Annotated in this window: 26 protein-coding genes; 11 read left to right on the forward strand and 15 right to left on the reverse strand. The window is 69.3% G+C overall.

All coding sequences use genetic code 11. The features are described 5' to 3' along the window. The first annotated feature begins 139 nt into the window (after window positions 1-139). The 3 genes from hemA to EZJ19_RS08925 all read left to right on the forward strand — a co-directional run bounded on the left by hemA (window position 140) and on the right by EZJ19_RS08925 (window position 5,765). A complete protein-coding gene (hemA, locus tag EZJ19_RS08915; protein ID WP_131446898.1) occupies window positions 140-1,390 on the forward strand; it encodes a glutamyl-tRNA reductase in 1,251 nt (416 codons plus the stop codon). 61 nt (window positions 1,391-1,451) lie between these two features. Further along, window positions 1,452-2,531, forward strand: a complete 1,080-nt coding sequence (gene prfA / locus EZJ19_RS08920; RefSeq protein ID WP_131446751.1) for a peptide chain release factor 1 — start codon at window positions 1,452-1,454, stop codon at window positions 2,529-2,531. A gap of 66 nt (window positions 2,532-2,597) precedes the next feature. Then, window positions 2,598-5,765 (forward strand): EAL domain-containing protein, encoded by a 3,168-nt coding sequence (locus tag EZJ19_RS08925; protein ID WP_131446753.1) that lies wholly within the window; start codon window positions 2,598-2,600, stop codon window positions 5,763-5,765. 10 nt (window positions 5,766-5,775) lie between these two features. On the opposite strand, the gene EZJ19_RS08930 is transcribed toward EZJ19_RS08925, so the two are convergent. Together EZJ19_RS08930 and EZJ19_RS08935 are read right to left on the reverse strand one after the other, a co-directional pair. Then, on the reverse strand, window positions 5,776-6,534 hold the full coding sequence (locus tag EZJ19_RS08930; protein WP_131446755.1) for a hypothetical protein: 759 nt from the start codon (window positions 6,532-6,534) through the stop codon (window positions 5,776-5,778). After that, window positions 6,531-8,783, reverse strand: coding sequence for an MMPL family transporter (locus EZJ19_RS08935; protein ID WP_131446757.1), 2,253 nt, complete (start codon window positions 8,781-8,783; stop codon window positions 6,531-6,533). The genes EZJ19_RS08930 and EZJ19_RS08935 overlap by 4 nt, the downstream gene beginning before the upstream one ends. A 130-nt stretch (window positions 8,784-8,913) precedes the next feature. Here EZJ19_RS08935 and EZJ19_RS08940 point away from each other — a divergent pair, with 130 nt between their 5' ends. The 4 genes from EZJ19_RS08940 (at window position 8,914) to EZJ19_RS08955 (ending at window position 11,162) form a co-directional block, all read left to right on the forward strand. After that, complete coding sequence (locus EZJ19_RS08940) at window positions 8,914-9,384, forward strand: hypothetical protein (RefSeq protein WP_131446759.1); 471 nt, start codon at window positions 8,914-8,916, stop codon at window positions 9,382-9,384. After that, window positions 9,381-10,235, forward strand: coding sequence for a peptide chain release factor N(5)-glutamine methyltransferase (prmC, locus tag EZJ19_RS08945; protein ID WP_206199378.1), 855 nt, complete (start codon window positions 9,381-9,383; stop codon window positions 10,233-10,235). Before EZJ19_RS08940 ends, prmC begins: the two co-directional genes overlap by 4 nt. Before the next feature lie 32 nt (window positions 10,236-10,267). After that, the gene (locus EZJ19_RS16795) at window positions 10,268-10,519 is read left to right on the forward strand and encodes a M91 family zinc metallopeptidase (RefSeq protein WP_131446902.1); all 252 of its coding nucleotides are present in this window, start codon (window positions 10,268-10,270) and stop codon (window positions 10,517-10,519) included. Window positions 10,520-10,610: 91 nt separating this feature from the next. Further along, complete coding sequence (locus EZJ19_RS08955; protein ID WP_131446761.1) at window positions 10,611-11,162, forward strand: hypothetical protein; 552 nt, start codon at window positions 10,611-10,613, stop codon at window positions 11,160-11,162. A 552-nt stretch (window positions 11,163-11,714) separates the two neighbouring features. Here EZJ19_RS08955 and EZJ19_RS08960 read toward each other — a convergent pair. From EZJ19_RS08960 to lipA, 13 genes are all read right to left on the reverse strand, one after another. Beyond that, window positions 11,715-12,722 carry a class 1 fructose-bisphosphatase gene (locus EZJ19_RS08960; RefSeq protein ID WP_131446763.1) on the reverse strand — a complete coding sequence of 336 codons (1,008 nt, stop codon included), beginning with the start codon at window positions 12,720-12,722 and terminating at the stop codon, window positions 11,715-11,717. Between the two features lie 69 nt (window positions 12,723-12,791). Then, window positions 12,792-13,715 carry a TonB family protein gene (locus EZJ19_RS08965; RefSeq protein WP_240754717.1) on the reverse strand — a complete coding sequence of 308 codons (924 nt, stop codon included), beginning with the start codon at window positions 13,713-13,715 and terminating at the stop codon, window positions 12,792-12,794. A 4-nt stretch (window positions 13,716-13,719) separates the two neighbouring features. Further along, the gene (locus EZJ19_RS08970; RefSeq protein ID WP_131446765.1) at window positions 13,720-15,564 is read right to left on the reverse strand and encodes a ribonuclease catalytic domain-containing protein; all 1,845 of its coding nucleotides are present in this window, start codon (window positions 15,562-15,564) and stop codon (window positions 13,720-13,722) included. 9 nt (window positions 15,565-15,573) lie between these two features. Then, a complete protein-coding gene (locus tag EZJ19_RS08975; protein ID WP_131446767.1) occupies window positions 15,574-16,131 on the reverse strand; it encodes a YqiA/YcfP family alpha/beta fold hydrolase in 558 nt (185 codons plus the stop codon). 80 nt (window positions 16,132-16,211) lie between these two features. Beyond that, window positions 16,212-16,805 carry an ABC-type transport auxiliary lipoprotein family protein gene (locus EZJ19_RS08980; RefSeq protein WP_131446769.1) on the reverse strand — a complete coding sequence of 198 codons (594 nt, stop codon included), beginning with the start codon at window positions 16,803-16,805 and terminating at the stop codon, window positions 16,212-16,214. Next, window positions 16,802-17,728 (reverse strand): MlaD family protein, encoded by a 927-nt coding sequence (locus tag EZJ19_RS08985; RefSeq protein WP_165873525.1) that lies wholly within the window; start codon window positions 17,726-17,728, stop codon window positions 16,802-16,804. Before EZJ19_RS08985 ends, EZJ19_RS08980 begins: the two co-directional genes overlap by 4 nt. Window positions 17,729-17,732: 4 nt before the next feature. Then, window positions 17,733-18,521: an ABC transporter ATP-binding protein gene (locus EZJ19_RS08990; protein ID WP_131446773.1), complete on the reverse strand. Its 789-nt coding sequence runs from the start codon at window positions 18,519-18,521 to the stop codon at window positions 17,733-17,735. Beyond that, on the reverse strand, window positions 18,518-19,633 hold the full coding sequence (locus EZJ19_RS08995) for an MlaE family ABC transporter permease (protein WP_240754718.1): 1,116 nt from the start codon (window positions 19,631-19,633) through the stop codon (window positions 18,518-18,520). The genes EZJ19_RS08990 and EZJ19_RS08995 overlap by 4 nt, the downstream gene beginning before the upstream one ends. Next, window positions 19,630-20,982, reverse strand: coding sequence for a UDP-N-acetylmuramate:L-alanyl-gamma-D-glutamyl-meso-diaminopimelate ligase (gene mpl / locus EZJ19_RS09000; protein ID WP_131446775.1), 1,353 nt, complete (start codon window positions 20,980-20,982; stop codon window positions 19,630-19,632). Before mpl ends, EZJ19_RS08995 begins: the two co-directional genes overlap by 4 nt. 73 nt (window positions 20,983-21,055) lie before the next feature. Next, window positions 21,056-21,634 carry a hypothetical protein gene (locus EZJ19_RS09005; protein ID WP_131446777.1) on the reverse strand — a complete coding sequence of 193 codons (579 nt, stop codon included), beginning with the start codon at window positions 21,632-21,634 and terminating at the stop codon, window positions 21,056-21,058. A gap of 97 nt (window positions 21,635-21,731) precedes the next feature. Then, window positions 21,732-22,130 (reverse strand): type II toxin-antitoxin system tRNA(fMet)-specific endonuclease VapC, encoded by a 399-nt coding sequence (vapC, locus tag EZJ19_RS09010; protein WP_131446779.1) that lies wholly within the window; start codon window positions 22,128-22,130, stop codon window positions 21,732-21,734. Window positions 22,131-22,132: 2 nt separating this feature from the next. Beyond that, window positions 22,133-22,366 carry a type II toxin-antitoxin system Phd/YefM family antitoxin gene (locus tag EZJ19_RS09015; RefSeq protein ID WP_131446781.1) on the reverse strand — a complete coding sequence of 78 codons (234 nt, stop codon included), beginning with the start codon at window positions 22,364-22,366 and terminating at the stop codon, window positions 22,133-22,135. A gap of 66 nt (window positions 22,367-22,432) precedes the next feature. Then, window positions 22,433-23,362 (reverse strand): lipoyl synthase, encoded by a 930-nt coding sequence (lipA, locus tag EZJ19_RS09020; RefSeq protein WP_206199379.1) that lies wholly within the window; start codon window positions 23,360-23,362, stop codon window positions 22,433-22,435. A 109-nt stretch (window positions 23,363-23,471) separates the two neighbouring features. Here lipA and EZJ19_RS09025 point away from each other — a divergent pair, with 109 nt between their 5' ends. The 4 genes from EZJ19_RS09025 (at window position 23,472) to yidD (ending at window position 26,277) form a co-directional block, all read left to right on the forward strand. Next, window positions 23,472-24,527, forward strand: a complete 1,056-nt coding sequence (locus EZJ19_RS09025; protein WP_131446785.1) for a CobW family GTP-binding protein — start codon at window positions 23,472-23,474, stop codon at window positions 24,525-24,527. Between the two features lie 638 nt (window positions 24,528-25,165). Continuing rightward, window positions 25,166-25,543: an RNA polymerase-binding protein DksA gene (gene dksA / locus EZJ19_RS09030; protein WP_206199382.1), complete on the forward strand. Its 378-nt coding sequence runs from the start codon at window positions 25,166-25,168 to the stop codon at window positions 25,541-25,543. Between the two features lie 39 nt (window positions 25,544-25,582). Beyond that, window positions 25,583-26,062 (forward strand): hypothetical protein, encoded by a 480-nt coding sequence (locus tag EZJ19_RS09035; RefSeq protein ID WP_131446787.1) that lies wholly within the window; start codon window positions 25,583-25,585, stop codon window positions 26,060-26,062. Next, window positions 26,059-26,277 carry a membrane protein insertion efficiency factor YidD gene (yidD, locus tag EZJ19_RS09040; RefSeq protein WP_131446789.1) on the forward strand — a complete coding sequence of 73 codons (219 nt, stop codon included), beginning with the start codon at window positions 26,059-26,061 and terminating at the stop codon, window positions 26,275-26,277. The genes EZJ19_RS09035 and yidD overlap by 4 nt, the downstream gene beginning before the upstream one ends. Window positions 26,278-26,280 lie beyond the last annotated feature (3 nt).

The raw sequence follows: 26,280 nt of genomic DNA on the forward strand, positions 1-26,280 counted from the left end.
GCCGCCGCCCGCGGCCGGCAAGGCGCAGCCCAGCACCGGCGAAGGTTTCGTATTCAATTGATTAGTATTGACTGGGGATAGGGGTCCGGGCGGCCTTCGCGGTACAATGCCTGCCCCGTTTTTTGGCATGTCCAGTTCGATGCAGCTTTTCGCCTGCGGCGTAAACCACCATACCGCCCCGGTTTCCATCCGGGAGCGGGTCGCGTTCCCGGCCGACATCCTGATGAAGGCGCTGGCGGATGCGACCGGCAACGGGGTGGCGCGCGAGGTGGCCATCCTGTCCACCTGCAACCGCACCGAGGTGTACTGCAACACCGCAGAGCCCGAGGCGGTGGCCGAGTGGATCGCCGGCTTCCACGGCCTCAGCGCCCGCGAGGTGAAGCCCTACCTGTACCTGCTGCCCAACGACCAGGCCGTCAAGCACGCCTTCCGGGTCGCCTCCGGGCTGGATTCCATGGTCCTGGGCGAGACGCAGATCCTCGGCCAGATGAAGCAGGCGGCGGAAAAGGCCCAGGAGGCGGGCACCCTGGGCTTGCTCCTGAACAAGCTGTTCCAGCGCACCTTCTCGGTCGCCAAGGAGGTGCGCACGGCGACCGAGATCGGCGCCAGCACGGTGTCCATGTCGGCCGCCGCGGTGACCCTGGCGGAACGCATCTTCCCCTCCATCGCCGAACAGTCGGTGCTGTTCATCGGCGCCGGCGAGATGATCGACCTGGTCGCCACCCACTTCGCGGCCAAGAGCCCGCGCCGCCTCATGGTGGTCAACCGGACCGTCGACCGCGCCCGCACGCTGGCCCAGAAGTTCGGTGGCGAGGCGGCGGCCCTCACCAGCCTGCCCGAGCTGCTGCACGAGTTCGACATCGTCGTCACCTCCACCGCCAGCCCGCTGCCCATCGTCGGCCTGGGCATGGTCGAGCGGGCGCTGAAGGCGCGCAAGCACAACCCCATGTTCATGGTCGACCTGGCGGTGCCGCGCGACATCGAGACCGAGGTCGCCGAGTTGCAGGACGTCTTCCTGTACACCGTGGACGATCTCGGCGAGGTGGTCCGGGCCGGCCACGACGCCCGCAATTCCAAGGTCGAGCAGGCCGAGGCCATCGTCGCCGCCGGCGTGAACGAGTTCATGCACTGGCTGCAAGGCCGCAAGACCGTGCCCACCCTGCGCGCCCTGCGCGACCATGGCGAGCGCCTGCGCCGGCACGAACTCGAGAAGGCCGCCAAGCGCCTGGCCCGCGGCGACGATCCCGCCGCGGTCATCGAGGCGCTCAGCCTGGGCCTGATGAACAAGCTCCTGCATGAGCCCAGCCACGCCCTCAACCAGGCCGAGGGTGGCGAGCGCGACGAACTGCAGCAGTGGGTCGCGCGCCTGTACAACCTGCACAACGACTAGCGGGCGCCCGGTTCGACCGGATGTCCGCCGGCGCCGGCATGGCGAAACCGAAACAGAGCCCATGAAACCCTCCCTGCTCGCCAAACTAGACCAACTGGACCAGCGCCTGGAGGAGGTCGGCCGCCTGCTCGCCAGCCCGGAGGCGACGGCCGACATGGACCAGTACCGCAAGCTCAACAAGGAGCACAGCGACATCGAGCCGGTGGTGGCGCGCTACCGCGACTACCGCAAGACCGTGGCCGACCTGGCCGGGGCGCGCGAGATGCTGGCCGACCCGGAGATGAAGGAACTGGCCGAGCTGGAGGTCGAGGACGCCAAGGCGCGCCTGGCCGGCCTCGAGGACGAATTGCAGATCCTCCTGCTGCCGCGCGACCCCAACGACGAGCGCAACCTGTTCCTGGAGATCCGCGCCGGCACCGGCGGCAACGAATCGGCCCTGTTCGCCGGCGACCTGTTCCGCATGTACGCCCGCTACGCCGAGCGCCAGCGCTGGAAGCTCGAGGTGATGTCGGCGAGCGAGGGCGAGGTGGGCGGCTACAAGGAGGTCATCTGCCGCATCGTCGGCCAGGGCGCCTACTCGAAGCTGAAGTTCGAATCCGGCGGCCACCGCGTCCAGCGCGTGCCGGAGACCGAGTCGCAGGGCCGCATCCACACCTCCGCCTGCACCGTCGCGGTGATGCCCGAGGCGGACGACCTGGAGGAGATCGCCATCAACCCGGCCGACCTGCGCATCGACACCTTCCGGGCCTCCGGGGCCGGCGGCCAGCACATCAACAAGACCGACTCGGCGGTGCGCGTCACCCACCTGCCCAGCGGCCTGGTGGTGGAGTGCCAGGATGGCCGCTCGCAGCACCAGAACAAGGCCCAGGCCCTGCAGGTCCTGGCCGCCCGCCTGAAGGACATGCAGGAGCGCGAGGCGCACGCCAAGGAGGCCAGCCAGCGCAAGAGCTTGATCGGCACCGGCGACCGCTCCGACCGCATCCGTACCTACAACTTCCCGCAGGGCCGGGTCACCGACCACCGCATCAACCTGACCCTGTACAAGATCGACGCCGTCATGGACGGTGAATTGGACGAGCTGGTCGCGGCGCTCACCGCCGAGCACCAGGCCGAACTGCTGGCCGCCCTGGCCGGCGACTGAGCCCGGGCCGGTGAAGTAGTCCTACGCAGGGGGCATTTTTGTATACCATGATGGCTCGGAGACATCATGGCCCCAACTGACTTACCCGCCGCATCCGAGGTTCGCATCCGCTTCCAGCCGGCCTCGCCACCCCGCATCCTGTCGGTGGCGGGGGCGACGGAGGCCCTGTTCGGCTATGCCGCCGCCGCCCTGCGCGACGGCCACGCCGACCTCCTGCAGCGCATCCACGCCGACGACCGCGACGTCGCCGCGGCCCTGTTCGGCGCCGGCGAGCCGCCCGCTGAATGCAACCTGCGCGTGCGCCACGCCGACGGCCGCATCCGCTGCCTGTCCGGCACCTGCCGGGTCGACGGCGACGGCCGCGAACTCATCCTGGCGGACGCCCGGGGACTCCGGCGCGCGGCCGGCGAGCCGGCCATGACCGCGAATTTCCGGGCCATGATGGAGAACACCGACGATTTCATCTATTTCAAGGACCGCCACCACGTCCTGACCGGCGCCAGCCAGACTCTGGCGGCGCTCGTCGAGGGGACGGCGCACTGGACCGACCTGATCGGCCGGACCGACTACGACATCTTCCCCGAGGCCCTTGCCGACCGTTACTACGTGCTCGAGCGGCAGGTCCTCGCCGGTGCGCCGGTGGCCTGCGAGATCCAGGCCTACCGGACCCGGGACGGCCGCACCGGCTGGGTCGACAACCGCAAGTATCCGATCCGCGACGCGGCCGGCGCGGTCGTCGGCCTGTTCGGCGTCGCCCGCGACGTCACCGCCAAGCTGGCCACCGAGCAGGCCTTGCGCCAGGAGCAGGAAACCCTGCAGCTGATCCTGGACTATGCCCCGATCGGCATCTGGCTGCAGGACGGCGACGGCCGCCTGTCGTTCGTCAACAAGGCCTTCTGCCAGGCCATGGGCATCCCCGAGGCGCACGCCCTGGAGGTACCGCAGTACGTCGACCGCATCCCGGAGTCGTTCCGCCGCCAGTGCCTGGACCTGGCCAACATCCCCGCCGCCGGGCCGGACGTCAGCATCACCCAGCAGAAGCTGGCCTTCCCGGACGGCCAGGTGCATGACCTGCGCGTCATCCGGGCGGTCAAGCGCGGTCCGGCCGGCCAGCCGGCCGCCCTGGTCGGCCTCAGCCTGGACGTCACCGAGGAACTCAAGCAGCAGTACGCCCTGCGCGAGAGCGAGGAGCGCCTGCGCCTGGCCCTGGCCGCCTCCAAGCAGGCCTGGTTCGACGTCGAGCTGCCGTCCGGCCGGGTCGCGGTGAGCGTCGAGTACCCGCGCATGATCGGCTACGAACCGGAGGGCTTCCAGACCGACCTCGAGAACTGGTTCGAGCACATCCACCCGGACGACCGCGAGACCGTCGCCTCGGCCTTCCTGGCCTGCATCGAGCACGGCGGGCCGTACTCCGTGGAATACCGGCGCATGGCCCGGACGGGGACCTGGAAGTGGCTGCGCTCGATCGGCAAGATCGCGCGCTGGAGTGCCGACGGCCGCGCCACCCGGATGATCGGCATCCACGCCGACATCACGCCGCTCAAGGAACACGAGCGGCGCCTGGAGCACATCGCCCACTACGACGGCCTTACCGACCTGCCCAACCGGGTCCTCCTGGCCGACCGCCTGCACCTGGCCATGGCCCAGGCGCACCGGCGCGGCCAGAAGCTGGCCGTCGCCTACATCGACCTGGACGGTTTCAAGCAGATCAACGACAGCTACGGCCATGCCGCCGGCGACCGCCTGCTGGTGGCCGTGGCGACCAGCATGCGCCGGACCCTGCGCGAGGGCGACACCCTGGCGCGCCTGGGCGGCGACGAGTTCGTCGCCGTGCTGATCGACCTGCCGGACGTCGCCGCGAGCCTGCCCATGCTGGGCCGCCTGCTCGGCGCCGCCTCCGAGCCGGTGACCGACGGCGCCCTGCGCCTGCAGGTGTCGGCGAGCATCGGCGTGACCTTCTACCCGCAGGCCGAGGAGGTCGACGCCGACCAGCTGTTGCGCCAGGCCGACCAGGCCATGTACCAGTCCAAGCTGGCCGGCAAGAACCATTACCACCTGTTCGACGCCGAGCAGGACCGCAGCGTGCGCGGCCGCCACGAGAGCCTGGCGCGCATCCGCCAGGGCCTGGCCGACGGCGAGTTCACGCTCCGCTTCCAGCCCAAGGTGCACCTGCGCAACGGCGTCGTGGTCGGCGCCGAGGCGCTGATCCGCTGGCAGCATCCCGAGCGCGGCCTGCTCCTGCCGGCCCTGTTCCTGCCCCTGATCGAGGCGCATCCGCTCGACGCCGAGCTGGGCGAATGGGTCATCGACCAGGTGCTCGGCCAGATCGGCCGCTGGCGCGCCATCGGCCTCGACCTGCCGGTGAGCGTGAACGTCTCCGCCTACCACCTGCAGCGGCCGGACTTCGTCGAACGCCTGCGCACCCTGCTGGCCCGGCATCCCGAGGTGCCGGCCGATCGCCTGGTCCTGGAAGTCCTGGAATCCAGCGCCCTGGTCGACCTCGCCCAGGCCGCGCGCGTGCTCGACACCTGCCGCGAGATCGGCGTCAGCTTCGCGCTCGACGACTTCGGGACCGGCTATTCCTCGCTGACCTACCTGAAGCGCCTGGCCGTGGCCCAGATCAAGATCGACCAGAGTTTCGTGCGCGACATGCTCGACGATCCCGAGGACCTGGCCATCCTGGAGGGCATCCTGGGGCTCGCCTCGGCGTTCCGCCGCCTGGTCGTGGCCGAGGGCGTGGAGACCGTCGAGCACGGCATCATGCTGCTCCAGCTCGGCTGCGAGATCGCCCAGGGCTACGGCATCGCCCGGCCGATGCCGGCGGCCGACCTGCCGGCCTGGTCAGCCGACTGGCGGCCCGACCCGATCTGGTCGGCGACCGCGACGCTGGCCCACAGCAGCCTGCCGCTGCTCCACGCCGGGGTCGAGTACCGGGCCTGGAGCCAGGCCATCGAGGCGGCCCTGAAGTCGGCCAGCGCCGGGCCGCCGCCACCCGATCCGGAGCGCGGCCACCTGGGCGTGTGGTTGGCCGAGGCCCTGCGCGCCGGGCGCCTGGCCGCCGCCGACGTGGCGACCATCCGGGCGCTGCAAAAGGAGTTCCAGAGCGTGGCGGCGGCCATCACCGCCCTGCAGGCGGCCGACGATCACGCCGCCGGCCAGGTCCGCCTGGCCGACCTCCGGCGCTGCCGGGACGACCTGCTGGCGCGCCTGGGCGACTGCATGCAGGCCGCCTAGACGCGGCCGCTCAACCGCCGGTGTTGCGGTAGCCGGCCGGGATGGCGAACATCTCGTCGCCGATGGCGGCGTCGGACACCGAGTCGTAGACGATGCCGGCGTGCGTGGCCATGCGCCGGCCGAGGTCGGCCATGGGGCCGTCGCCTTCGTAGTTGAGCTGGATCTCGGCGGCGCACAGCATGCCCTTGAACAACACCTGGCGCATCACCTCGTTGATGCCCTGCGACTGCGCGTTGCCGGGCTGGCCGGGCGTGGCCGAGCCGACGAAGAAGTCGTCGGCATCCACCGCCTTGATGAAGGGGGCCACCTCGCGGCGTTCGCTGACCCGGCGTTCGAGCCAGACCTGGCCGCCCAGGACCAGGGTCATCTTCTCCTTGCCGGTGTCGGCCGGCAGCCGGGCGTTGAGGTCGTATTCGACGCAGTTCCAGTCCGCCAGCGCGTGGCTGCGACCGGTTGGCTTCAGGTCGACGCGCGGGCCGGCATTCTTGCCCGCCGCCCGGGTCGCCAGGGTGTGTCGCTCGACCAGGCGCTGGAAGTGGTCGATGACCGTGACCTCCTTCTTCGCCAGGTCATACAGGTAGCTGTAGGAACGGCCGCGCTCGGTGACGTCGCGGCGCATCATGTTCTTCTTCACGTAGAGCGCCTCGCGGCCCTGGTTGGTCAGGTTGAGCGAGGTCTGGGTGCTGCGTCCGACCAGGGTGAGGTCGGCCTGGACGGCCGGGGCGAACAGCAGGGCGACGGCGAGTAACAGGCTCGAGCGGCAGGTCATGTTCGGGGCGGCGGCGCGAAGTGTTGGTGGACCCGATCATATACCACGCGCAGGGAGGCGGGCGCCCACCACATCCAGGGCCCGAGCAGGCGCAGGGAGGCGGGCACCAGGAGCATGCGCACCACGGTGGCGTCGACGATCACCGAGATGAGCAGGCCGATGCCCATGGCCTTCATGAACACCAGGTCGCCCATCGCGAAGGTGCCCAGCACGATGCCGATCAGCAGCGCGGCGCGGGTGATGATGGGGCCGCTCTTGTGCATGCCCGCGGCGATGGCGCGGGCGTCGCCGCCGGTGCGGCCGCGCATCTCGCGCACGCGCGAGAGCAGGAACACCTCGTAGTCGATCGACAGGCCGAAGGCGCTGGCGAAGATCAGGACCAGGACGGTGCCCTCCAGGCGGCCCTGCGCCGTGAAGCCGAGCCACTGCGCCAGGTGACCGTCCTGGAAGATCCAGACCAGGCCGCCGAAGGTGGCCGACAGGGAGATCAGGTTGGTCAGCACCGCCTTGATCGGCAATACCACGCTGCCGAGCATCAGGAAGAGCAGGACGGCGATCACCGCGACGATGGCGGCGATGACGCGCGGTGTCCAGTGGCGCAGGGAATCGACGTAGTCGAGGTATTCGGCCGGGACGCCGCCGACATCCATGTGCCGGAGGCCGTCCGGCAGCGCCAGGGCGCGGAGGTGGCGGACCAGTTCGCGCGCCTCGACCGAGGACGGGTCGTAGCGGTAATACACCAGCATCAGGGCACGGTCGCCGTGCGCGAACTGCGCCAGGCTCGCCGCGGCGAGCGGGAACTGGTCCGGGTGGCCGTACAGGAGCTGGTAGTCGGCCAGGGAGAGACCGCCGTCCAGGCTGGCCAGGCCCGCCACGCGGGTCACCCCGGGCAGGGCCTCCACGGCGCGCGCCAGCGTGTACTGGCCGGTCAGGCCGGGCCCGGTGGCGGCGTCGCCGGCGAGGTGGAGGCTGAGCACCAGCGGGCTCAGCTGGGCGCCCGGGAAGTCGCTCTCCAGGGTCTCCTGGACGCGCCGGCTCTCGGCGCTCGGGGGCAACGACTTGCTGTCCGCCGGGCCGATCTCCATGTGCAGGATGGGCAGCCCCATGATACCCAGGACCGCCAGCGAGGCGGCCAGGACCCGGCGTGGCCGGTGCGTGACGAAGTGGCCGAAACGCCGCCAGGCGCCGTCGCTGCGGGCGCGCAGGCGGATGCGCCAGCGGCTGCGCGGGTGGCCGCCCAGGCGGCTGCCGACCAGGGCCAGCAGGGCCGGCAGGACGAGGATGGAGGCGAGCATGGCGGCGGCGACCGAGATGCCGCCGGCCAGGCCCATGTTCTGGAAGAAGCGTTGCGGCAGCATGAGCAGGCAGAACAGGCTGGCCGCCACGGTGACGCCGCTGAAGGCCACCGTCCGGCCGGCGGTGCAGAAGGTGGCGATGAGGACGCGCTCGGGGCCGCCGCCGTGCGCCAGCTCCTCGCGGTAGCGGGAGACGATGAACAGGGCATAGTCGATGGCCAGGCCGAGGCCGAGCATGGAGACCACGTTGGCGGCGTAGACGCTGATCTCGGCGTGCTGGGCCACCATCTTGAGCAGGGCCGCGCTGGCCGCGACGCTCATGCCGCCGATCAGCAGGGGCAGCAGGGCGGCGACCGGGGAGCCGAAGACCCAGACCAGGAGGACGGCCAGGAGCAGGAAGCTGAGCCATTCCGACTGGCGTATGTCGTGCTCCAGGTGTTCGCGGGCGTCCACGTAGGCGGCCAGCTCGCCGCCCGTCGCGATGTGCAGCACCGGGCTGGCCAGGCTGGTGCGCAGGCGCTGGTAGGCGCCGATGCCCTCGTCGTGGCCGCGCGCCAGCCAGACCACGGCATAGCTCGAGCGGCCGTCGGCCGATTTCATGTGCGGGTCGGCGCTGGCGAAATAGCTCTCGATGCCGCGCACCTCGGGGTTGCCGCCGAGCCCCGACAGCACCGTTTCGGCGGCGTCCCGGTAGGCCGGGGCGTCGACGTTGCCGGGGCCGCCGGGTTTGGGGCTGAACAGCAGGATGACGGCGGTGTCGTCGCGCCCGAGGCGGTCGCGCAGGTCCTGGCGGGCGCGGGCGGAGCCGCTGCCGGGGACGTCCCAGCCCGGGTCGAGGGTGAGCTGGCCGATGACGTCGTCGCCGTACCAGGCGGCGGCACCGACGACCAGGAATGCGGAGGCCAGGAACCAGACGGGAACACGCCAGATCAGGCGGCCTAGGGCGAGGAACATGGGACGTTTATCGTGGCTATCGCCAGCATCATACGCCCGGCTCAGAAAACGCGTGCATCCGGCCCCGGTTGGCGGGTATGCTGGCCCGACCGGACGGCAAGCGGCCGTCGCATCGCGCGAGGCGCCCGACATGATCCAGACATACGCACGCAGCCTACTCCTGATCGCCCTGGCGGCACCGTTGGCGAGTTTCGCCGCGGACCCGGCCCCGGCCGGTCCGGATACGGCGGCGGCCGCCCCGGCCCCGGCGCACCCCGGGCAGGCCGCGGCGGCGGCCCCCGAAGTCAGCCTGGTCGAGATGGTCCGGGCACTCAGCCAGTTCCTCACCGAAGACGAAGTGCAGATGGTCTACGACTATCTGTGGGATTCCTCCCTGGCCGCCCTCAAGGGCTCGCAGGAGGAGGTCACGCTGCCGCCGGAACTGGCCTTCAAGCTGGCCATCCTGCAGAAGCGCATCGTCAAGGAAGGCGGCGTCTACCTGCAGGGCCTGGCCCTGAAGATGGAAAAGGACCTGGCTCATTTCCAGGAGAACCTGAACACGCCGACGGCGCCGGCCCCCTACAGCCTGCCCTCGGAGCGCGCCGCGCCCAAGCAGCCGTGACGGTCACGGTAGCCGCCTATCTGGCGGCCGCCGCCGGCCGGCTGGCCGGAAGCCTGGCGCTGAGCCCGCGCGAAGCGCGCCTGGAGGCGCGCGTGCTGGCGGCCGCCGTGCTGGCGGTCGAGCCGGTCTGGCTCCTGGCCCATGACACCGACGCCTTGGAGACCGGCCAAATCGACCGCCTCGACGCCGCTCTTGCGCGTCGCCTGGCCGGCGAGCCGGTGGCCTACATCGTCGGCGAACGCGAGTTCTACGGCCGGCCGTTCCGGGTCGGCCCCGCCACCCTGATCCCACGTCCGGAGACCGAGCACCTGGTCGAGGCCGCCCTGGCGCGTGGCGGCGCCGGGGCGCGGGTGCTGGACATCGGCACCGGGAGCGGCTGCATCGCCATCACCCTGAAGCTGGAACGGCCGGACTGGCAGGTCACCGCCATCGACCTCAGTGCCGAGGCGCTGGCCGTGGCCCGGGACAACGCCGAGCGCCTGGGCGCCGAGTTGGAATGGCTGGCCAGCGACCTGTTCGCCGCCCTGCCCGGCCGGGCGTTCGACCTCATCGTCAGCAACCCCCCCTATATCCCGGCGGCGGACCCCCATCTGGACCGGGGCGACGTCCGCTTCGAGCCGCGCGTCGCCCTGGCCTCGGGCCCCGACGGTCTGGCGACGATCCGGGCCATCGTCGCGGAGGCTCCAGCCCAACTGGCGGCGGGCGGCTGGCTGCTGCTGGAACACGGCTACGACCAGGGCGACGCGGTGCCCGCCCTGCTGCGCGGCGCCGGTTACACGGAGGTATTCCTGGAACGCGACCTGGCCGGCCTGGCGCGGGTCAGCGGCGGCAGGAGTCAGCGTCGGATTTGAACCTGAACCAGGCGCAAGATAGGTAGCGAACCCTGGCAAACCCGGCGGCCGTCCGCCGGGCACACGAACTCGTTCATGCGGCCCACGCAGCCAACGGCACCATAGACGTAAAGCAGGAAGACAACGACAGCCGCCCGGACCCGGCCGACCCAAAGAAGATGACCCAAGAGAAACACGGGGAAGTTCGAAGGGTCGGCGTGCCACCCTATGATAAGGAACCCTACTCGGAGAATCGCATACGTGAGCAGTGGTCACCCAAACAAGCCACCCGCCCCTGGTACTGATCGTTTGCGCCGCAGATTCCTGGCGAGCGCGCTTGCTCTAATGGCTACGGCCAGACCCGGAACACTTCTCGCAGACTGGAAAGGCATTGCCATGGAAAATTCGGACAACTTTGCCTCATTGACGGCTGAAACCAAGGCCGAAGCGGATCGACTTTTCCTAAGCTATGCCGTCCGAAATCTGACCGGTGCCGATCTATTCCTGTTCAACCGGATGTACGACGATGTGGATGAGGAGGGCCGCTATCGGGTCTCGCCGAACACCTGCAACGTGGTCGTGGAGCAGGGCTGCGTGGTGGTCAGCAAGAAAATCCCCTCCCTGCCCCCCTTCATGTTGGTGGAGGCACCCAACCTGCCCTGCGTTACCCTCGTACCCAGGGGAGGCGTTTTCTCGGAAAAGCTGGAACTTCGCCTGCCTCTGCGCCCCTGGACGCCCTATGCAGACCTGGAACCCCAGTGCCACCGAAGCACCATGCCGCTCGTGTTCGAGTTGGGCTATTTCATCGGAAGGGAGGGCACCCGTGCATTGGCAAAGGAAGTGCCTACCAACGCCGGCCTCCTGCCTCGCTTCGCGCCATTCTCGGCCGCTTCCCAGTCTCTGATCCGTGTCGGCCCCTTCCCCTCGGTGGAAGTTTTGGGGGACTGATTTCACGCACTCATCATCCGTAGGCGAACGGCCCGGGCGGCTCTTCAGGCCGATAGAGGGATGATGGTATGAAACAGTGATTTAGGGGCGCGTTCTCTGGGGCCTCCTACCCTTGCGTGCTGTTCTGCCCAAACATGTTCAGGAGGCGCTCAAGTCACGACGGTCCAGCCTTGCTTCTCGCGGTTTCTTTGACCGGAGCTTTCGCCCCCACTGACCGCCGGCAACGGGGCAGAAGGGTGAGCTCTCGGGACATGAAAGCGCCAATTCGGCGGGCGCGTGGGCCCAATGTCGGGTTGCTGGCCGATTCTGTTGAAGTATTCACAGTAAGCATCTTATGGACGACATCCTGGATGTCTTACCCCTTCGCAGAGGCGAGATCTGCGGTTGCGCGGCGACTGCCATCATTCCAGAACGAAAAGGCAGCGTATCCGCCAAGCCATGCCGAGTCTTCCGGCCGTGCGCCAGTACCGAACACAGAAATGACAATGGCAGACATCGCTGTGTGCCATTTCTCTACATCGCCGGTCCCGCCCCTCGGCGGGACGGCCGAAATCAAACTTCCTTGTGGTAGGAGACGATGGTCTCGACCTCGTTCTTCGAGCCCAGGATCACCGGCACGCGCTGGTGCAGGCCTTCCGGCTGGATGTCCATGATGCGCTCGTAGCCGGTCGAGACGGCACCGCCGGCCTGCTCGACGACGAAGCCCATCGGGTTGGCCTCGTAGAGCAGGCGCAGCTTGCCCGGCTTGCTCGGGTCCTTGGTGTCGCGCGGGTACATGAAGACGCCGCCGCGGGTGAGGATGCGGTGCACCTCGGCCACCATGGAGGCGACCCAGCGCATGTTGAAGTCCTTGCCGCGCGGGCCTTCCTTGCCGGCCAGGCACTCTTCCACGTAGCGCTGTACGGGCGCTTCCCAGAAGCGGCGGTTGGAGGCGTTGATGGCGAATTCCTTGGTATCCACGGGGATCGTCATGTCCGGGTGGGTGAGGATGAACTCGCCGATGTCCCGGTCCAGAGTGAAGCCGTTGACGCCGTGGCCCGTGGTCAGCACCAGCATGGTCGAGGAACCGTACAGGGCGTAGCCGGCACAGACCTGCTTGACGCCCGGCTGCAGGAAGTCCTCCATCGCGGCGGCGCGGTTGGGCACCGGGGCGCGCAGGATGGAGAAGATGGTGCCGACCGAGATGTTGATGTCGACGTTGCTGGAGCCGTCCAGGGGGTCGAAGACCAGCAGGTACTTGCCGAGCGGATAGCGGGTCGGGATGGCATAGACCTCGTCCATCTCCTCCGAGGCCATGCCGGCCAGGTGGCCGGCCCACTCGTTGTTGCGGATCATGATGTCGTTGGTGATGACGTCCAGCTTCTTCTGGGTCTCGCCCTGCACGTTCTGCGATTCCAGTGCCCCCATGACGCCGATCAGGGCGCCCTTGTTGACCGCGTTGGAGATGGTCTTGATGGCCGTGACAAGGTCGTTCAGCAGGGCCGTGAAGTCGCCCGTGGCACCGGCGATGTGGCGTTGTTCCTCGATGATGAATTGGGTCAGCGTGGTACCGGTCTGCATGCTCGCCTCGTGTCGTGTCGAATATTAGAAGGTACTGATTTTACCATCGCCGCCTTTCCGGCCGATCGACTATTCGCTGGAAAGACGGTCGCTGGTGGTGAATTCCCAGCCGCGGGTGATCTCGTAGATGTCGACCTTCTTGCGCATGTCCTCGGAGAAGGGCGGGAAGGGGGCCGCCATCTCGACGATCCTGACCGCGGCCGCGTCCAGGATCCGGGAGCCGGACGAGCGGTCGACCTGGACGTTATCCAGGCTGCCGTCGGAATTGATGCTCACGGTCAGTACCAAGTGGCCGTGGATGCCCGCCCGCTTGGCGGCCTCGGGGTAGTTCAGGTTGCCGATGCGCTCGACCTTGAGGCGCCAGTCCTCGGCATAGCGGGCGAAGGGGTATTCCTGGGCGCGGGCGTGCGAATTGTCGCGCCGCGGCCGCTTCTGGTAGGCGTCCCACTCGGTGCTGATGCGGGCCTGCAGGCGCGCCATCTCCAGGCTGGCCTCGGCCAGGGAATAGGGTGCCGGGGCGGTCTGGCGGTCGGGTGCGGGCGGCTCGCTGCTCTTCTGAGTGACGCCGTAGTCCGACTTCGCCTGGGTCATCAGCTGCCGGGCCTGGGTCTCCAGCGCCTTGACCTGGCTGTCCAGGGTGTTGGTCGCCGCCTGGGCGTTGCGCGGGCTGGCCACCAGGGGCGTCTTGGCCTGGTGTTCCTCCTCGACGTCGCCGCCGCCGTCCAGGTTGGCCTGGGCCAGGACGTCCGCCTGCAGCGGCCGGGTCTTGCTGCGCGCGTTGACCAGGACCACCTCGAGCGGCTGCTTGGTCTCGAACAGTTCCGGATTGGCGGCCTTGATGCCCACCCCGAATATGATCGTGGTGTGGATGATCGCCGACATCAGGACGGAACTGCCCAGGGTGGCGAAGGCGGCATTCAGGAAGCCGTCGAAGAACCACCTGAGCCATTCCCAGGGTTTCAGGATGAAGGCGGGCAGGGCGAAGCCGGGCATGGCCTCAGGCGGCCCCCGCGCCGGCCAGGTAGCGGCAGCTCAGTTCGTTGTCGAGCAGGTCGAAGTCGCCGACGGCGACCCGGACCACGTCGCCGGGGCCGAGCGCCGGGGCGCCCACCATGCGGGTGACCAGGGGCAGGCCGGCCAGGCGGACCAGGTTCTCCTTCAATACGGTGGCCTCCATTTCCGCGATGCCTTCCTGGATCAGCCAGCGCAGGCACCAATAGCGCTCCATTTTGCGCTGAAAATCGTTGTAGGCGTCATAGGCCAGCTCGAAATCGCGCATGGCGGCGAACAGCATGGGGTCGTTGCCCGGGTAGACCGGCTTGTCGCCGCGCGCGGCGGCGAGGATCTGGCGCTGGTTGATGAGGTCGACGTAGCGGCGCAGCGGCGAGGTGCTCCAGGCATAGCATTCCAGGCCCAGGCCCTCGTGCGGCGCCGGCTTCAGGGTCATGCGCACCTTGCCCTGCGACTGGGCCCGGTACATGCCGGCGTAGTCGTGCTCGGCGAGCAGCTTGCCCCAGCGGCTGTTGGCCAGGATCATCAGTTCGGACACCAGCTTGTCGATCGGATTGCCGCGTACGCGCGGCACGATCTGCACCCGCTCTCCGTCGACCTTGAAGTTGTAGTCCAGGCGCTGGACCTGGTCGGCCTTGCCGCGTGCCGCCTCCAAGTGGCAGGCGAAGCCCCACAGCCATTCCAGTTCCGTGCGGAACGGATAGCCGGGTGCCGCCGGGTTCCTGATCGTGTCCTCGTTGAACAGGGGTTCCAGGGTCTCGTGGCGCAGGTTGGCGGCGATCCGGATGGCGTCGGCCTGGCTGGCCAGGCTGACGATGCTGTAGTCCGGCGCCACCTCGACGTAGAGCGACAGGGCCGGGCAGTCGCGGTTCTCGGCCAGGGTGTAGCGGTCGACCAGGCCCTCCGGCAGCATGGTGATCTTGCCGCCCGGCATGTAGACCGTGGACAGGCGCCCGGCGGCCAGGTGGTCGAGCTCCGAGCCCGGCAGGATGCCCAGGGCCGGGGCGGCGATGTGGATACCGACGCGGACCGAGCCGTCGGGCCGGAAGACGACTGAGAAGGCGTCGTCGATCTCGGTGGTGGCGGCATCGTCGATGCTGAACGCCGGGGCGTCGCCGGCCGGCAGCTCGGGCGGCGGCTCGGGCGGCGCCAGGGTCGGGAAGCCGGTGCCTTTCGGGAAATGTTCGAGCAGGAAGGCCTGCAGGTGGAATTCGTGGCTGGACGGGATGGCGCCGCACTTGTCGAGCAGGCGCACCGGGCTCAGGCCGGTCTCGCCGCAAGCGTCCATCAGGGCCTTGTATTCCAGGCTGTTCTTGTCCGGCTTGTGGGCCAGTTCGAACACCTTGGCCCGGAACGGCTCGGGCAGGCCGCCCGATTTCAGCTGGTCGGCCCATTCGGCGCGCAACTCGGCCTCGCGCGCCTTGCGCTCCAGGGCCGCCTTGGCGGCCGCCAGGGAATCGGCCGGGGCGGCCTTGTAGCGGCCCTTGCCCTTCTTGTAGAAATAGATCGGCGCCCCGTGCAGGGTGAGCAGGACGGCGCCGGCCTCCGGCCCGCTGGGGGTCTTGCCGTAGTACTCGGCGGCCAGGTCGGCGAAGGCGAACTCGTCGGCACCCGCCACTTCCCAGAGGAAGTCGGCGTCGATCTCGGACGCCAGGCGCCGGGCCGACTCCATCGCCTCGGCGGCGCCCGGCGTGGCGTAGCGCAGGAGGACGTGGCCGGCCTTGAGCTTGGTGCGCTTGCCGTGCTGCGACTCGATCTGCAGGGAGGCGTCGTTGTCGGCCAGGATGGTGCCGGCCTTGATGTCGCCGTCTTCTTCGTAGAAAAGCTGCATGAGGCGCTCTCAGAACTCCAGGATGGTCGGCAGGTACTCGTTGAAGCGGGTGAAGCCGTGGTTGCCGCCTTCCAAGACGATCTGGCGGGCGCCGGCGAAATAGGCCACCGCCTCGCGGTAATCCAGCACGTCGTCGCCGGTCTCGACCAGCAGGAGGTGGTTGTCGGGCCGGCTCGGGCGGGGCACGCGCAGGGCGGCCAGTTCCCCGGCGTGGGCGGCCGAGAAGGTGTATTCGGCGCCGGTGTGCCAGTTCTTCTGGACCTCGCCGACCATCCCGGCCAGCTTGTCGTGGCAGGCCACGCACGGGTTGATGTGGACGGCACGGAGGCCGTGTTTCTCGGCCAGGTAGGTGGCGTAGAAACCGCCCAGCGAGCTGCCGACCAGCTTGGCCGGGCCGCGGCTGGCGGCGATCAGGCCCTCGAGCAGGGCGATCGCCTCGGCCGGCCGGTGCGGCAGGTCGGGACAGGCCCAGGCCTCGGCAAGCCCGCGTCCGGCCAGCCAGGCGGCCATTTCGCGTGCCTTGCCGGACTGGGCGGAGCTGTTGAAACCGTGGATGTAGATCAGCATGAAGGGGAATCCGGGCGTACGAACGGCGCTATTTTAGCGGACCCGGCCCCGATTGGCCGGACCGGTCCGGCGGTCCGGTCTCAGGCGGCGACCTTGGCCAGCCAGGCGACGATGTCTTCGAGCACCTGGGTGGTGGCCAGGTCCATGGCGGCCGCGGCGCCGGCGGCGTCGTACCGGGCCACCGGCACCTGGGCGACGAAGATGCGCCGGCCCAGCAGGCTGCCCTTGTCGCGCCGCACCAGTTCCGCCTCGATCAGGAGCAGGACGTTGCCGGGCGGGGTGGCGGCGTCGTGGTAGAAGTCGATCAGCCGGGTGTTGAGCTGGTAGTCGCCGACGATGCCGCCGGCCAGCGGCGCCACCCCGGCGAAGGCGCCGGAGGCCTCCAGGCGCTGGCGCAGCAGCCAGGTGAGGCGCTTGGCGGGCGGCTCGACCCAGTAGGCGAACTCGTAATGGCCGCGGGTGCCCGGGGTGCGGCTGTAGGCCAGGCGGGCCTCCTGGTAGAAGGCCGGCACGTCCATCTCGCGCAGGAGCAGGACGCCGGGCAGGGGCGCCTGGGCCGGCTGCACCGGCCCCGGGTCGTTGAGGACGTAATAGGTGACCGGCTGGGCCGGGCCGGGCAGGGCGCTGCATCCGGCCAGGGCGAGCAGGGCCAGCAGGCAGAAGAGTCTCTTCATCGCAGGGTTTCTCCGGGGCCCAGGCTCTTGGCGCTGGGGCCGTACAGGACGCGGGCGGGGTTGGCCAGGGCGCGGCCGGTGTCCTGCAGGGCGTCGCCGGCCTGGCGCAGGGACTGGGCGGTGGTCTGGATGTCCTGGCCGGCCAGGTCGGCGGTCAGCTTGACCTGACCGGTCAGGCCGCTCACCTCGCCGTCCACCCGGGTCAGGGTGGTGCGCGCCGCGGCCAGGGTGGCGGCGGTGTCGTCGGCCACCCGGGCGAGGCGGTCGTCGGCGCCCTTCAGCACCTCGCGGGCGTCGCCGCCCAGGCCGTCGACCTGGTCGGCGGCGCGGCGGGCACTGGCCACCGCCTCGTGCAGCTCGGGCATGGTCTGGGCCAGTTCGCCGGTGATCCGGTTCAGGTTGGCCAGGGTGTTGTCCAGGGCGCGCTGGTTGCGGTCCGAGAGCAGGGTGTTGAAGCGGGTCAGGGCCTCCTGGCTGGAGGCGCCGAGTTCCTCCAGGGTGTTGGTCACCTCGGTCAGCTTGGGCACGCCCTCCGGGATGACCGGGTAGCGTTCGCCCTCGGGGATGCGCATCAGGGGGGCGCCGCCCTGGGGCGGGTTCTCCAGGTCGATGTTGGCCAGGCCGGTGACCATGTGGCGGGCGACCACCGCCTTGACCCCCTCGAGCACCGGCGTGCGCTCGTCCACCAGCATGAGGACGCGGACCTTGTGCGCCTCGCCGGGCAGGATGGCGTAGTCGATCACCTTGCCGACCTTGATGCCCTGCATGCGCACGTCGCTGTTGATCTGCAGGCCTTCCAGGGACTGGTTCTGGAAGTAGCTCAGGTAGCGCTTGCCGGACTTGTCGTCGTTGCCGCCGGCCAGCCAGTACAGGCCGAACGCCAGCAGCGCGAACAGCGCCAGCGTGGCCAGCCCGATGCGCACATATCTAGCCTCGGATTCCATTGCCGCTCCCATTTCCGTCGGCCGTACCGCGCGCCGCGACGTGCGCGGTGAAGTACGACCGTATCCATTCGTGATCGATGCGGGCCACCTCGGCCACCGGGCCGTCGGCGATCACCCGGCCGCCGTGCAGGACCACGACGCGGTCGACCATGCCCCACAGGGTATCGAGATCGTGCGTGGTCAGCAACGCGGTCAGGCCGAGGCTGTCGCACAGCGTGCGCAGCAGGTTGTCGAAGGCGCGCGCGCTGATCGGGTCGAGGCCGGAGGTCGGCTCGTCGAGGAACAGCATCTCCGGCTCCAGGGCGAGGGCGCGCGCCAGCGCGGCGCGTTTCTTCATGCCGCCGGACAGCTCGGCCGGACGCTTGCCGGCCGCTTCGGGCGGCAGGCCGGCCAGGCGTATCTTGAGGTCGACCACCTCGTCGCGCAGGGCCTGGCTCAGCCTGGTGTGTTCGCGCAGGGGCGCGTCGACGTTCTCGGCCACGCTCAGGGAGGAGAACAGGGCGCCCTCCTGGAACAGCACGCCGAAGCGCCGGCGCAGGGCGTCGAGGCCGTCCGGCGGCAGGTCCCAGACCGACTCCCCGAGCAGGCGCACCTGGCCGGACTCGGGCCGGAGCAGGCCGATGCATTCGCGCAGCAGGACGGTCTTGCCGGTGCCGGAGCCGCCGATCAGGGCGACCACCTCGCCCTTGTTCACCTTGAAGCCGACGCCGTCGTGCAGGCGCTGGCCGGCGAGCACGGTGCGGATGGCGGCGACCTCGAGTACCGTGCTCATAGGGCCGGGTTCAGGATGGCGTACAGCGCGTTGATCAGGATCACCGCCATCAGGCTGGTCACCACGGTGGCGGTGGTCCGTTCGCCCACGCTGCGGGCGTCGCGGCTCACCGCGAAGCCGTTGCGGCAGGCGATGAAGGCGATGGCGACGGCGAAGGCGGGTGCCTTGGAGAGGCCGTAGGTGACGGTGTCGAGGGGCAGCACGTCGCGCATGCGGGTGAAGAAGGTGTGCAGGGTGATGTCGAGCTGGCTGGCCGCCACGGTGGCGGCGCCGAGCACGCCCATGAGGTCGCCGAAGAAGCTCAGCAGCGGCATCGCCACGACGATGGCGAGCAGGCGCGGCAGCACCAGCACCTTGATCGGCGACAGGCCCAGGGTGGCGATGGCGTCGATCTCCTCGGTCACCTTCATGGCGCCGATCTGGGCCGTGAAGGCGGCGCCCGAGCGCCCGGCCACCAGGACCGCCACCAGCATCGGCGAGAGCTCGCGGGCGATGGCCAGGGAGACGCCGTCGACGATGAATATGTTGGCGCCGTACTTCTCGATCTGGATGCCGAGCAGGTAGGCGAACACGACGCCGATCAGGAAGGTCATCATGGCGACGATGGGCAGGGCGCCGAGGCCGACCGACTGCAGCTGGACGAAGAACTCGCGCATCCGGAAGCCGGCCGGCCGGCGCAGCAGGCCGAGCAGCCCTTCGCTGATCTGGCCGAGCAGGGCCAGCATTCCGGGCAGCTCGGCGGCCGCGCCGCTGACCCGCTCGCCGAGCCGGGCCAGGAAGCCGAACCGGGCCGGCGGCGTCGGCGCCGGGGCGGCCAGGCGGTCGGTGACCAGGCGGATCAGGGCCAGGTGGTCGGCGTCGAAGCCGCTCAGTTCGACGGCCGGCCAGGCGACGCCGGCGGCGCGCAGGCGGTTGTGGATCAGCATCAGGCCGGCGCTGTCCAGGCCAATGAGGGCGCTGCCGTCGAGGCAGAGCGGGCCGGCCTCCGGCCAGGCGTGGCCGGCCAGGGCGGCGTCCAGCGCGGCCAGGTTGGCCAGGCGCCAGTCGCCCAGCAGGCGCAGGGTCCAGCCGGTCGCCGTGCGGTCGAGGGCGAACGGGCCGGCCTCGGTCACGGTCGCGCCAGCCTTTCCAGCAGCTTGCCGTGGATGCCGCCGAAACCGCCATTGCTCATCACCAGGATGTGGTCGCCCGGCCGGGCCGCCGCCGCCACCGCCTCGACTAGGGCGTCGAGGTCGTCATCGGTGGTCGCCTTGGCGGCCAGCGGGGCCAGGGCCGCGGCGGCATCCCAGCCGAGATCCTTGGCATAGCAGAACACCCGGTCCGCGCCGGTCAGGCTGCCGGCGAGCTGGTCCTTCAGGGTGCCCAGTTTCATGGTGTTCGAGCGCGGTTCCAGGACCGCCAGGATGCGGGCGTCGCCGACCCGCGAGCGCAACCCGGCCAGGGTGGTCTCGATGGCCGTGGGGTGGTGGGCGAAGTCGTCGTAGACGGTGACGCCGTTCACCGTGCCGCGCACCTCCAGGCGGCGCTTGACGTTGCGGAACCGGCCCAGGCCGTCGATCGCCACCTGGGGCGAGACGCCGACGTGGCGGGCGGCGGCGATGGCCGCCAGGGCGTTCTGGCGGTTGTGCTCGCCGACCAGTTCCCAGTCGACCCGGCCGAAGCCCTGGCCATCCAGGGCGACGTCGAAGGCTTGCGCGCCGGCCGCCGTCGCCTGCCAGCCCCGTTCCGGCCCGGCGAAGTATTCGACGCCGCTCCAGCAGCCGCGTGCCAGCACCCGGTCGAGGCTCGCCTGGCCGCCGTTCGCCACCACCAGGCCGTTGCCCGGTACGGTGCGGACGAGGTGGTGGAACTGGGTCTCGATGGCGGCGAGGTCCGGAAAGATGTCGGCGTGGTCGTATTCCAGGTTGTTCAGGATGGCCGTGCGCGGCCGGTAGTGGACGAACTTGGAACGCTTGTCGAAGAAGGCGGTGTCGTATTCGTCCGCCTCGATGACGAAGAAGGGGGAGTCGGTCAGGCGCGCCGAGACGCCGAAGTTGACCGGGACGCCGCCGACCAGGTAGCCGGGGTCAAGCTTGGCGTCTTCGAGTATCCAGGCCAGCATGGCCGAGGTGGTGGTCTTGCCGTGGGTGCCGGCCACGGCCAGGACCCATTTGTCCTTGAGGACGTTCTCGTACAGCCACTGCGGGCCGGAGACGTAGGGCAGGCCGCGGTTGAGTATCTCCTCCATGAGGGGCTGCTTGCCGCGGCTGACCACGTTGCCGATCACGAACACGTCGGCGCCGATGTCGGCCTGTTCCGCCCCGAAGCCCTCGCTCAGCCCGATCCCCTGTTCCTGCAACTGGGTGCTCATGGGCGGGTACACCTGGGCGTCGCAGCCGGTCACCGTGTGGCCGGCCTGCTTGGCGATCACCGCGATGCCGCCCATGAAGGTGCCGCAGATGCCGAGTATGTGGATGTGCATGGCTGTGGAAGCTACCGAAACCGGGCCATTATAGGTCGTGTGCCCCGTGCCGCCGAATCGAGCCCAAGCCGACTCATCGGCATGCCATCGCGGCCAACAACAGCGGCGCGGTTTCCGTCGGGTGTACGCCGCCGCCGTCCCAGCCGGAGGAAACGTACGCAAGGCCGGCGGCGATGAAGTTCGCGTAGGCCGGGTCGCCGTCGGTGATGCGTGTCTCGTCGTCCGCGCGGCAGAATGGTTCGAGCTTGCCCAGATCGCAGAGCAGCAGTCGGTCGATCGCGTGGTGAACCCGTTGCAACTGTTCCGCGGAAATCGTCCCCTGGGCGTACAGCCGCATCGCCTTGGCGATCAGTTCGGGTTTTCTTTCGTCGTCCAGTCGGGCCAGCAGGTCCATCAGGCGTTCGCCCAGGCGGGTGCCGAACTCGTCGTCCTGATCGAGGCGTGCGATCAGGTGCGCCCGTTCCTCGGCGGTCCAGGCCGCGTATGCGCGGAGGAAGCCGAGCAGCTTCTTGGCGAAGAAATAGTCGCGTACGCTGCCCACGGCGATGCCGAGGGCCAGGGCCGTCTTCAAGATCGGGACTTCGCGCAGGACGCCGCTTTCGGAAAGGCTGTCGATGCCGATCTCACCGAGGTCCAGCAGGGCTTCCGCCAAGTCCGACTTGACCAGCGTCTCCCTGAATGTACGGCCAACTTCACCAGACATGGCTCCCTCTATTTCGCATTATGCGGGCCGGCACCAGGGTTACCGCTTACGCCAGCCAGTTCTCCAACGCCAAACCGTCGACGCGGGCGAATTCGCCGACATTGTCCGTCACCAGCACTGCCCCCAATGCCCTGGCATGGGCGGCGATCATCAGGTCATTGGGGCCGATCAGCCGGCCTTCACGTTCCAGCTGTGCCCGGATCGGGCCATAGGCGCGGGCGGCGGCTTCATCGAACGGGATGACCGGGAAGCCGCCGAGCAGGCAGTCGAACACGCGCCGGTTGTGCTCCGCGCGGGTGCTCTTGGCAATGCCGTATTCGATTTCCGCAACCACCACGGACGATAGCAGGATGGCACTGGCGGGGTGGCGCGCGAGTCGTTCGGCCAGCCCCGGCCGCTCCTTGCTCATGGCGATCAGAATGTTGGTGTCGAGCAGGTAAGCCACGGTCAATCGAGGTTGACGTCGTCCATGGCCAGTTCGGCCGGCGTTTCGATATCAAGCCCACCGAGTCGCCAGGCCTCGCCAAATACCTCGGCGGCGCTCCGGCCATGCTTCGGCTCCGGGATCAGCCGGGCGACCGGCTTGCCGCGCCGGGCAATGATGATCTCTTCGCCGGCCTCGACGCGCTCTACAAGGGCGGACAGATGCGCCTTGGCTTCGGCAATTTGGACTTGTTGCATGGCGATCTCCTTACATGACCAACTTGGTCATGTAATTTTAGGCATCCAGTCTAGGTGAGGCAATGCCTAGTCAATCCCGGCGGCCTGCCGGTCGGCGTGATAGCTGGAGCGGACCAGAGGTCCGCAGGCGGCGTTCAGAAATCCCATCGCCAAGGCCTCGCGTTCGTACCTCTCGAACTCCTCGGGCGGGACGAAGCGTTCGACGGCCAGGTGGTGGGCCGACGGCTGCAGGTATTGGCCGACGGTCAGCATCTCGACGCCGTGGCCACGCAGGTCGCGCAGCACCGCCATGGCCTCGGCGTCGGTCTCGCCGAGGCCGAGCATGATGCCGGACTTGGTCGGCACCCCGGGCACGCGCGCCTTGAAGCGCGCCAGTAGGTCGAGCGAGTGCTCGTAGTCGGCGCCCGGGCGCACCGCCTTGTACAGGCGCGGCACGGTTTCCAGATTGTGGTTCATGACGTCGGGCGGCGTGCCCGCGAGGATGTCGAGGGCGACCTCCAGGCGGCCGCGGAAGTCCGGCGTGAGGATCTCGATGCGGGTGCCCGGCGAGCGTTCCCGCAGGGCCCGGATGCAGGCGGCGAACTGGCCGGCGCCGCCATCGCGCAGGTCGTCGCGGTCCACCGAGGTGATGACGACGTAGTTGAGGCCCATGGCGGCGACGGTGTCCGCCAGCCGGGCCGGCTCCTCGGGATCGGCCGGCAGCGGCGTACCGTGGCCGACGTCGCAGAACGGGCAGCGCCGGGTGCACAGGTCGCCCAGGATCATGAAGGTGGCGGTGCCGTGGTGGAAGCATTCGCCCAGGTTCGGGCAGGCGGCTTCCTCGCACACCGTGTGCAGCTTGTGCGCCCGCAGGATGGCCTTGATGCCGGCGACCTCGGGCGACGCGGGCGCGCGCGCCTTGATCCAGGCGGGCAGCTTGAGACGCGGCTTGGCCTCGACCTTGATCGGGATGCGGGCGGTCTTGGCGGCGCCCTTGTGCAGGGTGGGATCGGCCATATAAATAGAGGACGCGGTGGCAACGGCTGACATTAGAAGGTGCTTTTGCCACGCTGTCACGCCGAGGCGCCGATCGCCCCGACCCACCCGCCAGCGCAGCACTCGAAGAATGCAGACGACATCCACCCGACAGGTCATCCCGGTCACGCTGTTGACGGGCTTCCTGGGCAGCGGCAAGACGACCGTGCTCAACCACCTGCTGGCCCAACTGCCGCGGACCGCCGTGGTGATGAACGAGTTCGGCGAGATCGGCCTCGACCAGCATCTGCTGGACGGCGGCCGTGCCCCGCTCGCCTTGCTCGCCGGCGGCTGCGTGTGCTGCCAGGTCAAGGGCAGCCTGGCGCCGACCTTGAAGAACCTGTGGATGGCGCGCGGCCAGGGCGACCTGCCGGCGTTCGAACGCCTGGTCATCGAAACCACCGGCATTGCCGATCCGGTACCCATCCTGGCCAGTCTGGCCAGCGACCGCTGGCTGGCCGCGCGCTACCGCCTGGACGGCGTCCTGGCCACGGTGGACGGGCTGCTCGGCCTGACCGAACTGGCGCTGCACCCGGAAGCCCGGCGCCAGGTCGCCCTGGCCGACCGCCTGGTGGTCACCAAGACGGACCAGGCCAACGCCGACGCGGTAGCGGCGTTGCGCGGCCGCCTGGCTGAGTTGAATCCCATCGCGCCTATCCTGACCGTGGTCGACGGGGCGGCGCCCGTGGCCGCGCTGCTCGGCGGCGCCGACACCGCCCGCACGCTGCCGTCCTGGCGCCCGGCCGACGACCTCCGGCCGAGCCGGCTGCTCGGCGCGGCGACCGGGGCGGCGCATGCCGGCGCCATCCGCTCCTTCGTCCTCGACCTCGCCGGGCCGCTCGACCGCCCGCTGGTCGAGGCCGCCCTGGCGCGTCTGGCGGCGGTCCACGGCGAGCGCATGCTGCGCATGAAGGCGATCGTGCAGTTCGCGGATACCGCCCGTCCCAGCGTCCTGCACGGGGTCAGGCATCTCCTGTCGCCGGCGGTCGAACTGCCGGCCTGGCCCGACCAGGACCGCCGCAGCCGCTTCGTGTTCATCGTCAGCGGCCTCGATCCGGCGTCCGAGGCGGCGCTCGTCGCCGAGCTCTCCCGGGCGGCGCGGCCGGTGCCCCCGGCCGGGCCGGCCTTGCCCATCGATAGCCCATGATTTATATGGGGAATAGTTGTTGCACGGTTCGCCTCAGGAGCATGGCATAATCCCGCCTCAGTTTTCGCCCGACAATCAATCAGCGAGGAGACAACGGCGTGGCAACTGCGAACAAAAAGTCGGTCAAGGTACCCGAAGCAAAGCCTGCCACGGCCAAGAAGGCGGCCGTGAAGTCCGCCACGTCCGCGCCGAAGACTGCCGCCGCCGCAGTCGCGAAGAAGGCTGCCCCGGTCGCCAAGGCGACCGGGAAGGCCGCTGCCGCGACCAAGGCAACGGCGAAAACCAGCGCCGCGAAGACCGTCGCCAAGGCTGCCGTAGCGGCCCCGGCGCCGTCCACCGGCAAGGCATCGGTAAAGAAAGCCACGGCAAGCGCGACCAAGACGGCCGCGTCGGCCAAGTCGGCGACCGCGCAGGCGGTGCCGGCGAAAGCCGCTGTCGCGCAGGCCAAAAAGCCTGCGCCGGCCACCCCCAAACCCGCCGCCAAGCCGGTCAAGCCGGCGGCGGCAGCAACCAAGGTAGCAAGCACAGCAATGCCCGCGACATCGAAAACCGCCACTCCGGCCAAGAAGCCCGCCACCAAGAAGACCGCGACCAGCAAGGCGCCCGCCGGCCTGCTCGCGGAAGCCGAACTGCTCAAGATGCCCGAGAAGGACTACATGAACGCCGCGCAGCTGGAGTTCTTCCGTCACCGCCTGGTGACCATGAAGGAGGAAATCCTAGTCAATGCGCGCGAGACGGGCGAGCACTTGAAGGAAAACGAGGTATTCGCCGATCCCAACGACCGCGCCACCGTGGAAGAGGAGAACATGCTCGAACAGCGCGTGCGCGACCGCGAACGCAAGCTGCTCAAGAAGATCGACTCCGCCCTCCGGCGCATCGAATCGGGCGACTACGGTTTCTGCCTGGAGACCGGCGACCCGATCGGCATTCCCCGCCTGCTCGCGCGGCCGACCGCCGAACTGTCGATCGAGGCCCAGGAGAAGCACGAACGGCTGGAAAAGCTGTTCGCGGACTGACTGCCGGAGCGGGGTCTCCGGCCCCCGCCGAGCGCCGCCGTGGCCCTGGAAACCTGGGAACTGCTCAGCTACGTCGTCACGGTGGTGGGCCTGCCGTTCGCCATCGTGGTGTTCCTGTGGGAGCAGCGCAAGGAACGTCTGGCCGACGAGGAGGAACTGCACCAGCGCCTGTCGGCGGCCTACACGGACTTCCTCAAGCTGGTGCTCGACAATGCCGACCTCCAGCTGCTGCGCCGGCAGCCGGGCGAGTTGCCGCTCAGCGACGAGCAGCAGGAGCGCCGCTTCGCCCTGTTCGGCATCTTGATCTCCATCTTCGAGCAGGCTTTCGTGATGGTCTATGAACCCGCCATGAGCCGCCAGCGCCAGCGCCTGTGGCAGAACTGGGCCGACTACATCGAGGACTGGTGCGCGCGCCCGGATTTCCGCGCCGCCCTGCCGGAACTGCTGCGCGGCGAGGACGAGGCCTTCGCCGCCTATATCCGCGATACCGCGGTGCGCGCCGCCGAGGTGGCCGCATGAACATCGGCCAGCGCCTTCTGATCGGGGCCATCCGCTTCTACCAGATCGCCCTGTCGCCCTACTTCGGCAGCCAGTGCCGCTTCACCCCGACCTGTTCGGAGTACGCCAAGGAGGCGGTCGCCAAGCACGGCGCCTTGAAGGGCGCCTGGCTGGCGGTCCGGCGCATCGGCCGTTGCCACCCCTACCATCCGGGCGGCCACGACCCGGTGCCCTGAGCG

The sequence above is a fragment of the Parasulfuritortus cantonensis genome, from assembly GCF_004337445.1.
GTDB lineage: Bacteria > Pseudomonadota > Gammaproteobacteria > Burkholderiales > Thiobacillaceae > Parasulfuritortus > Parasulfuritortus cantonensis.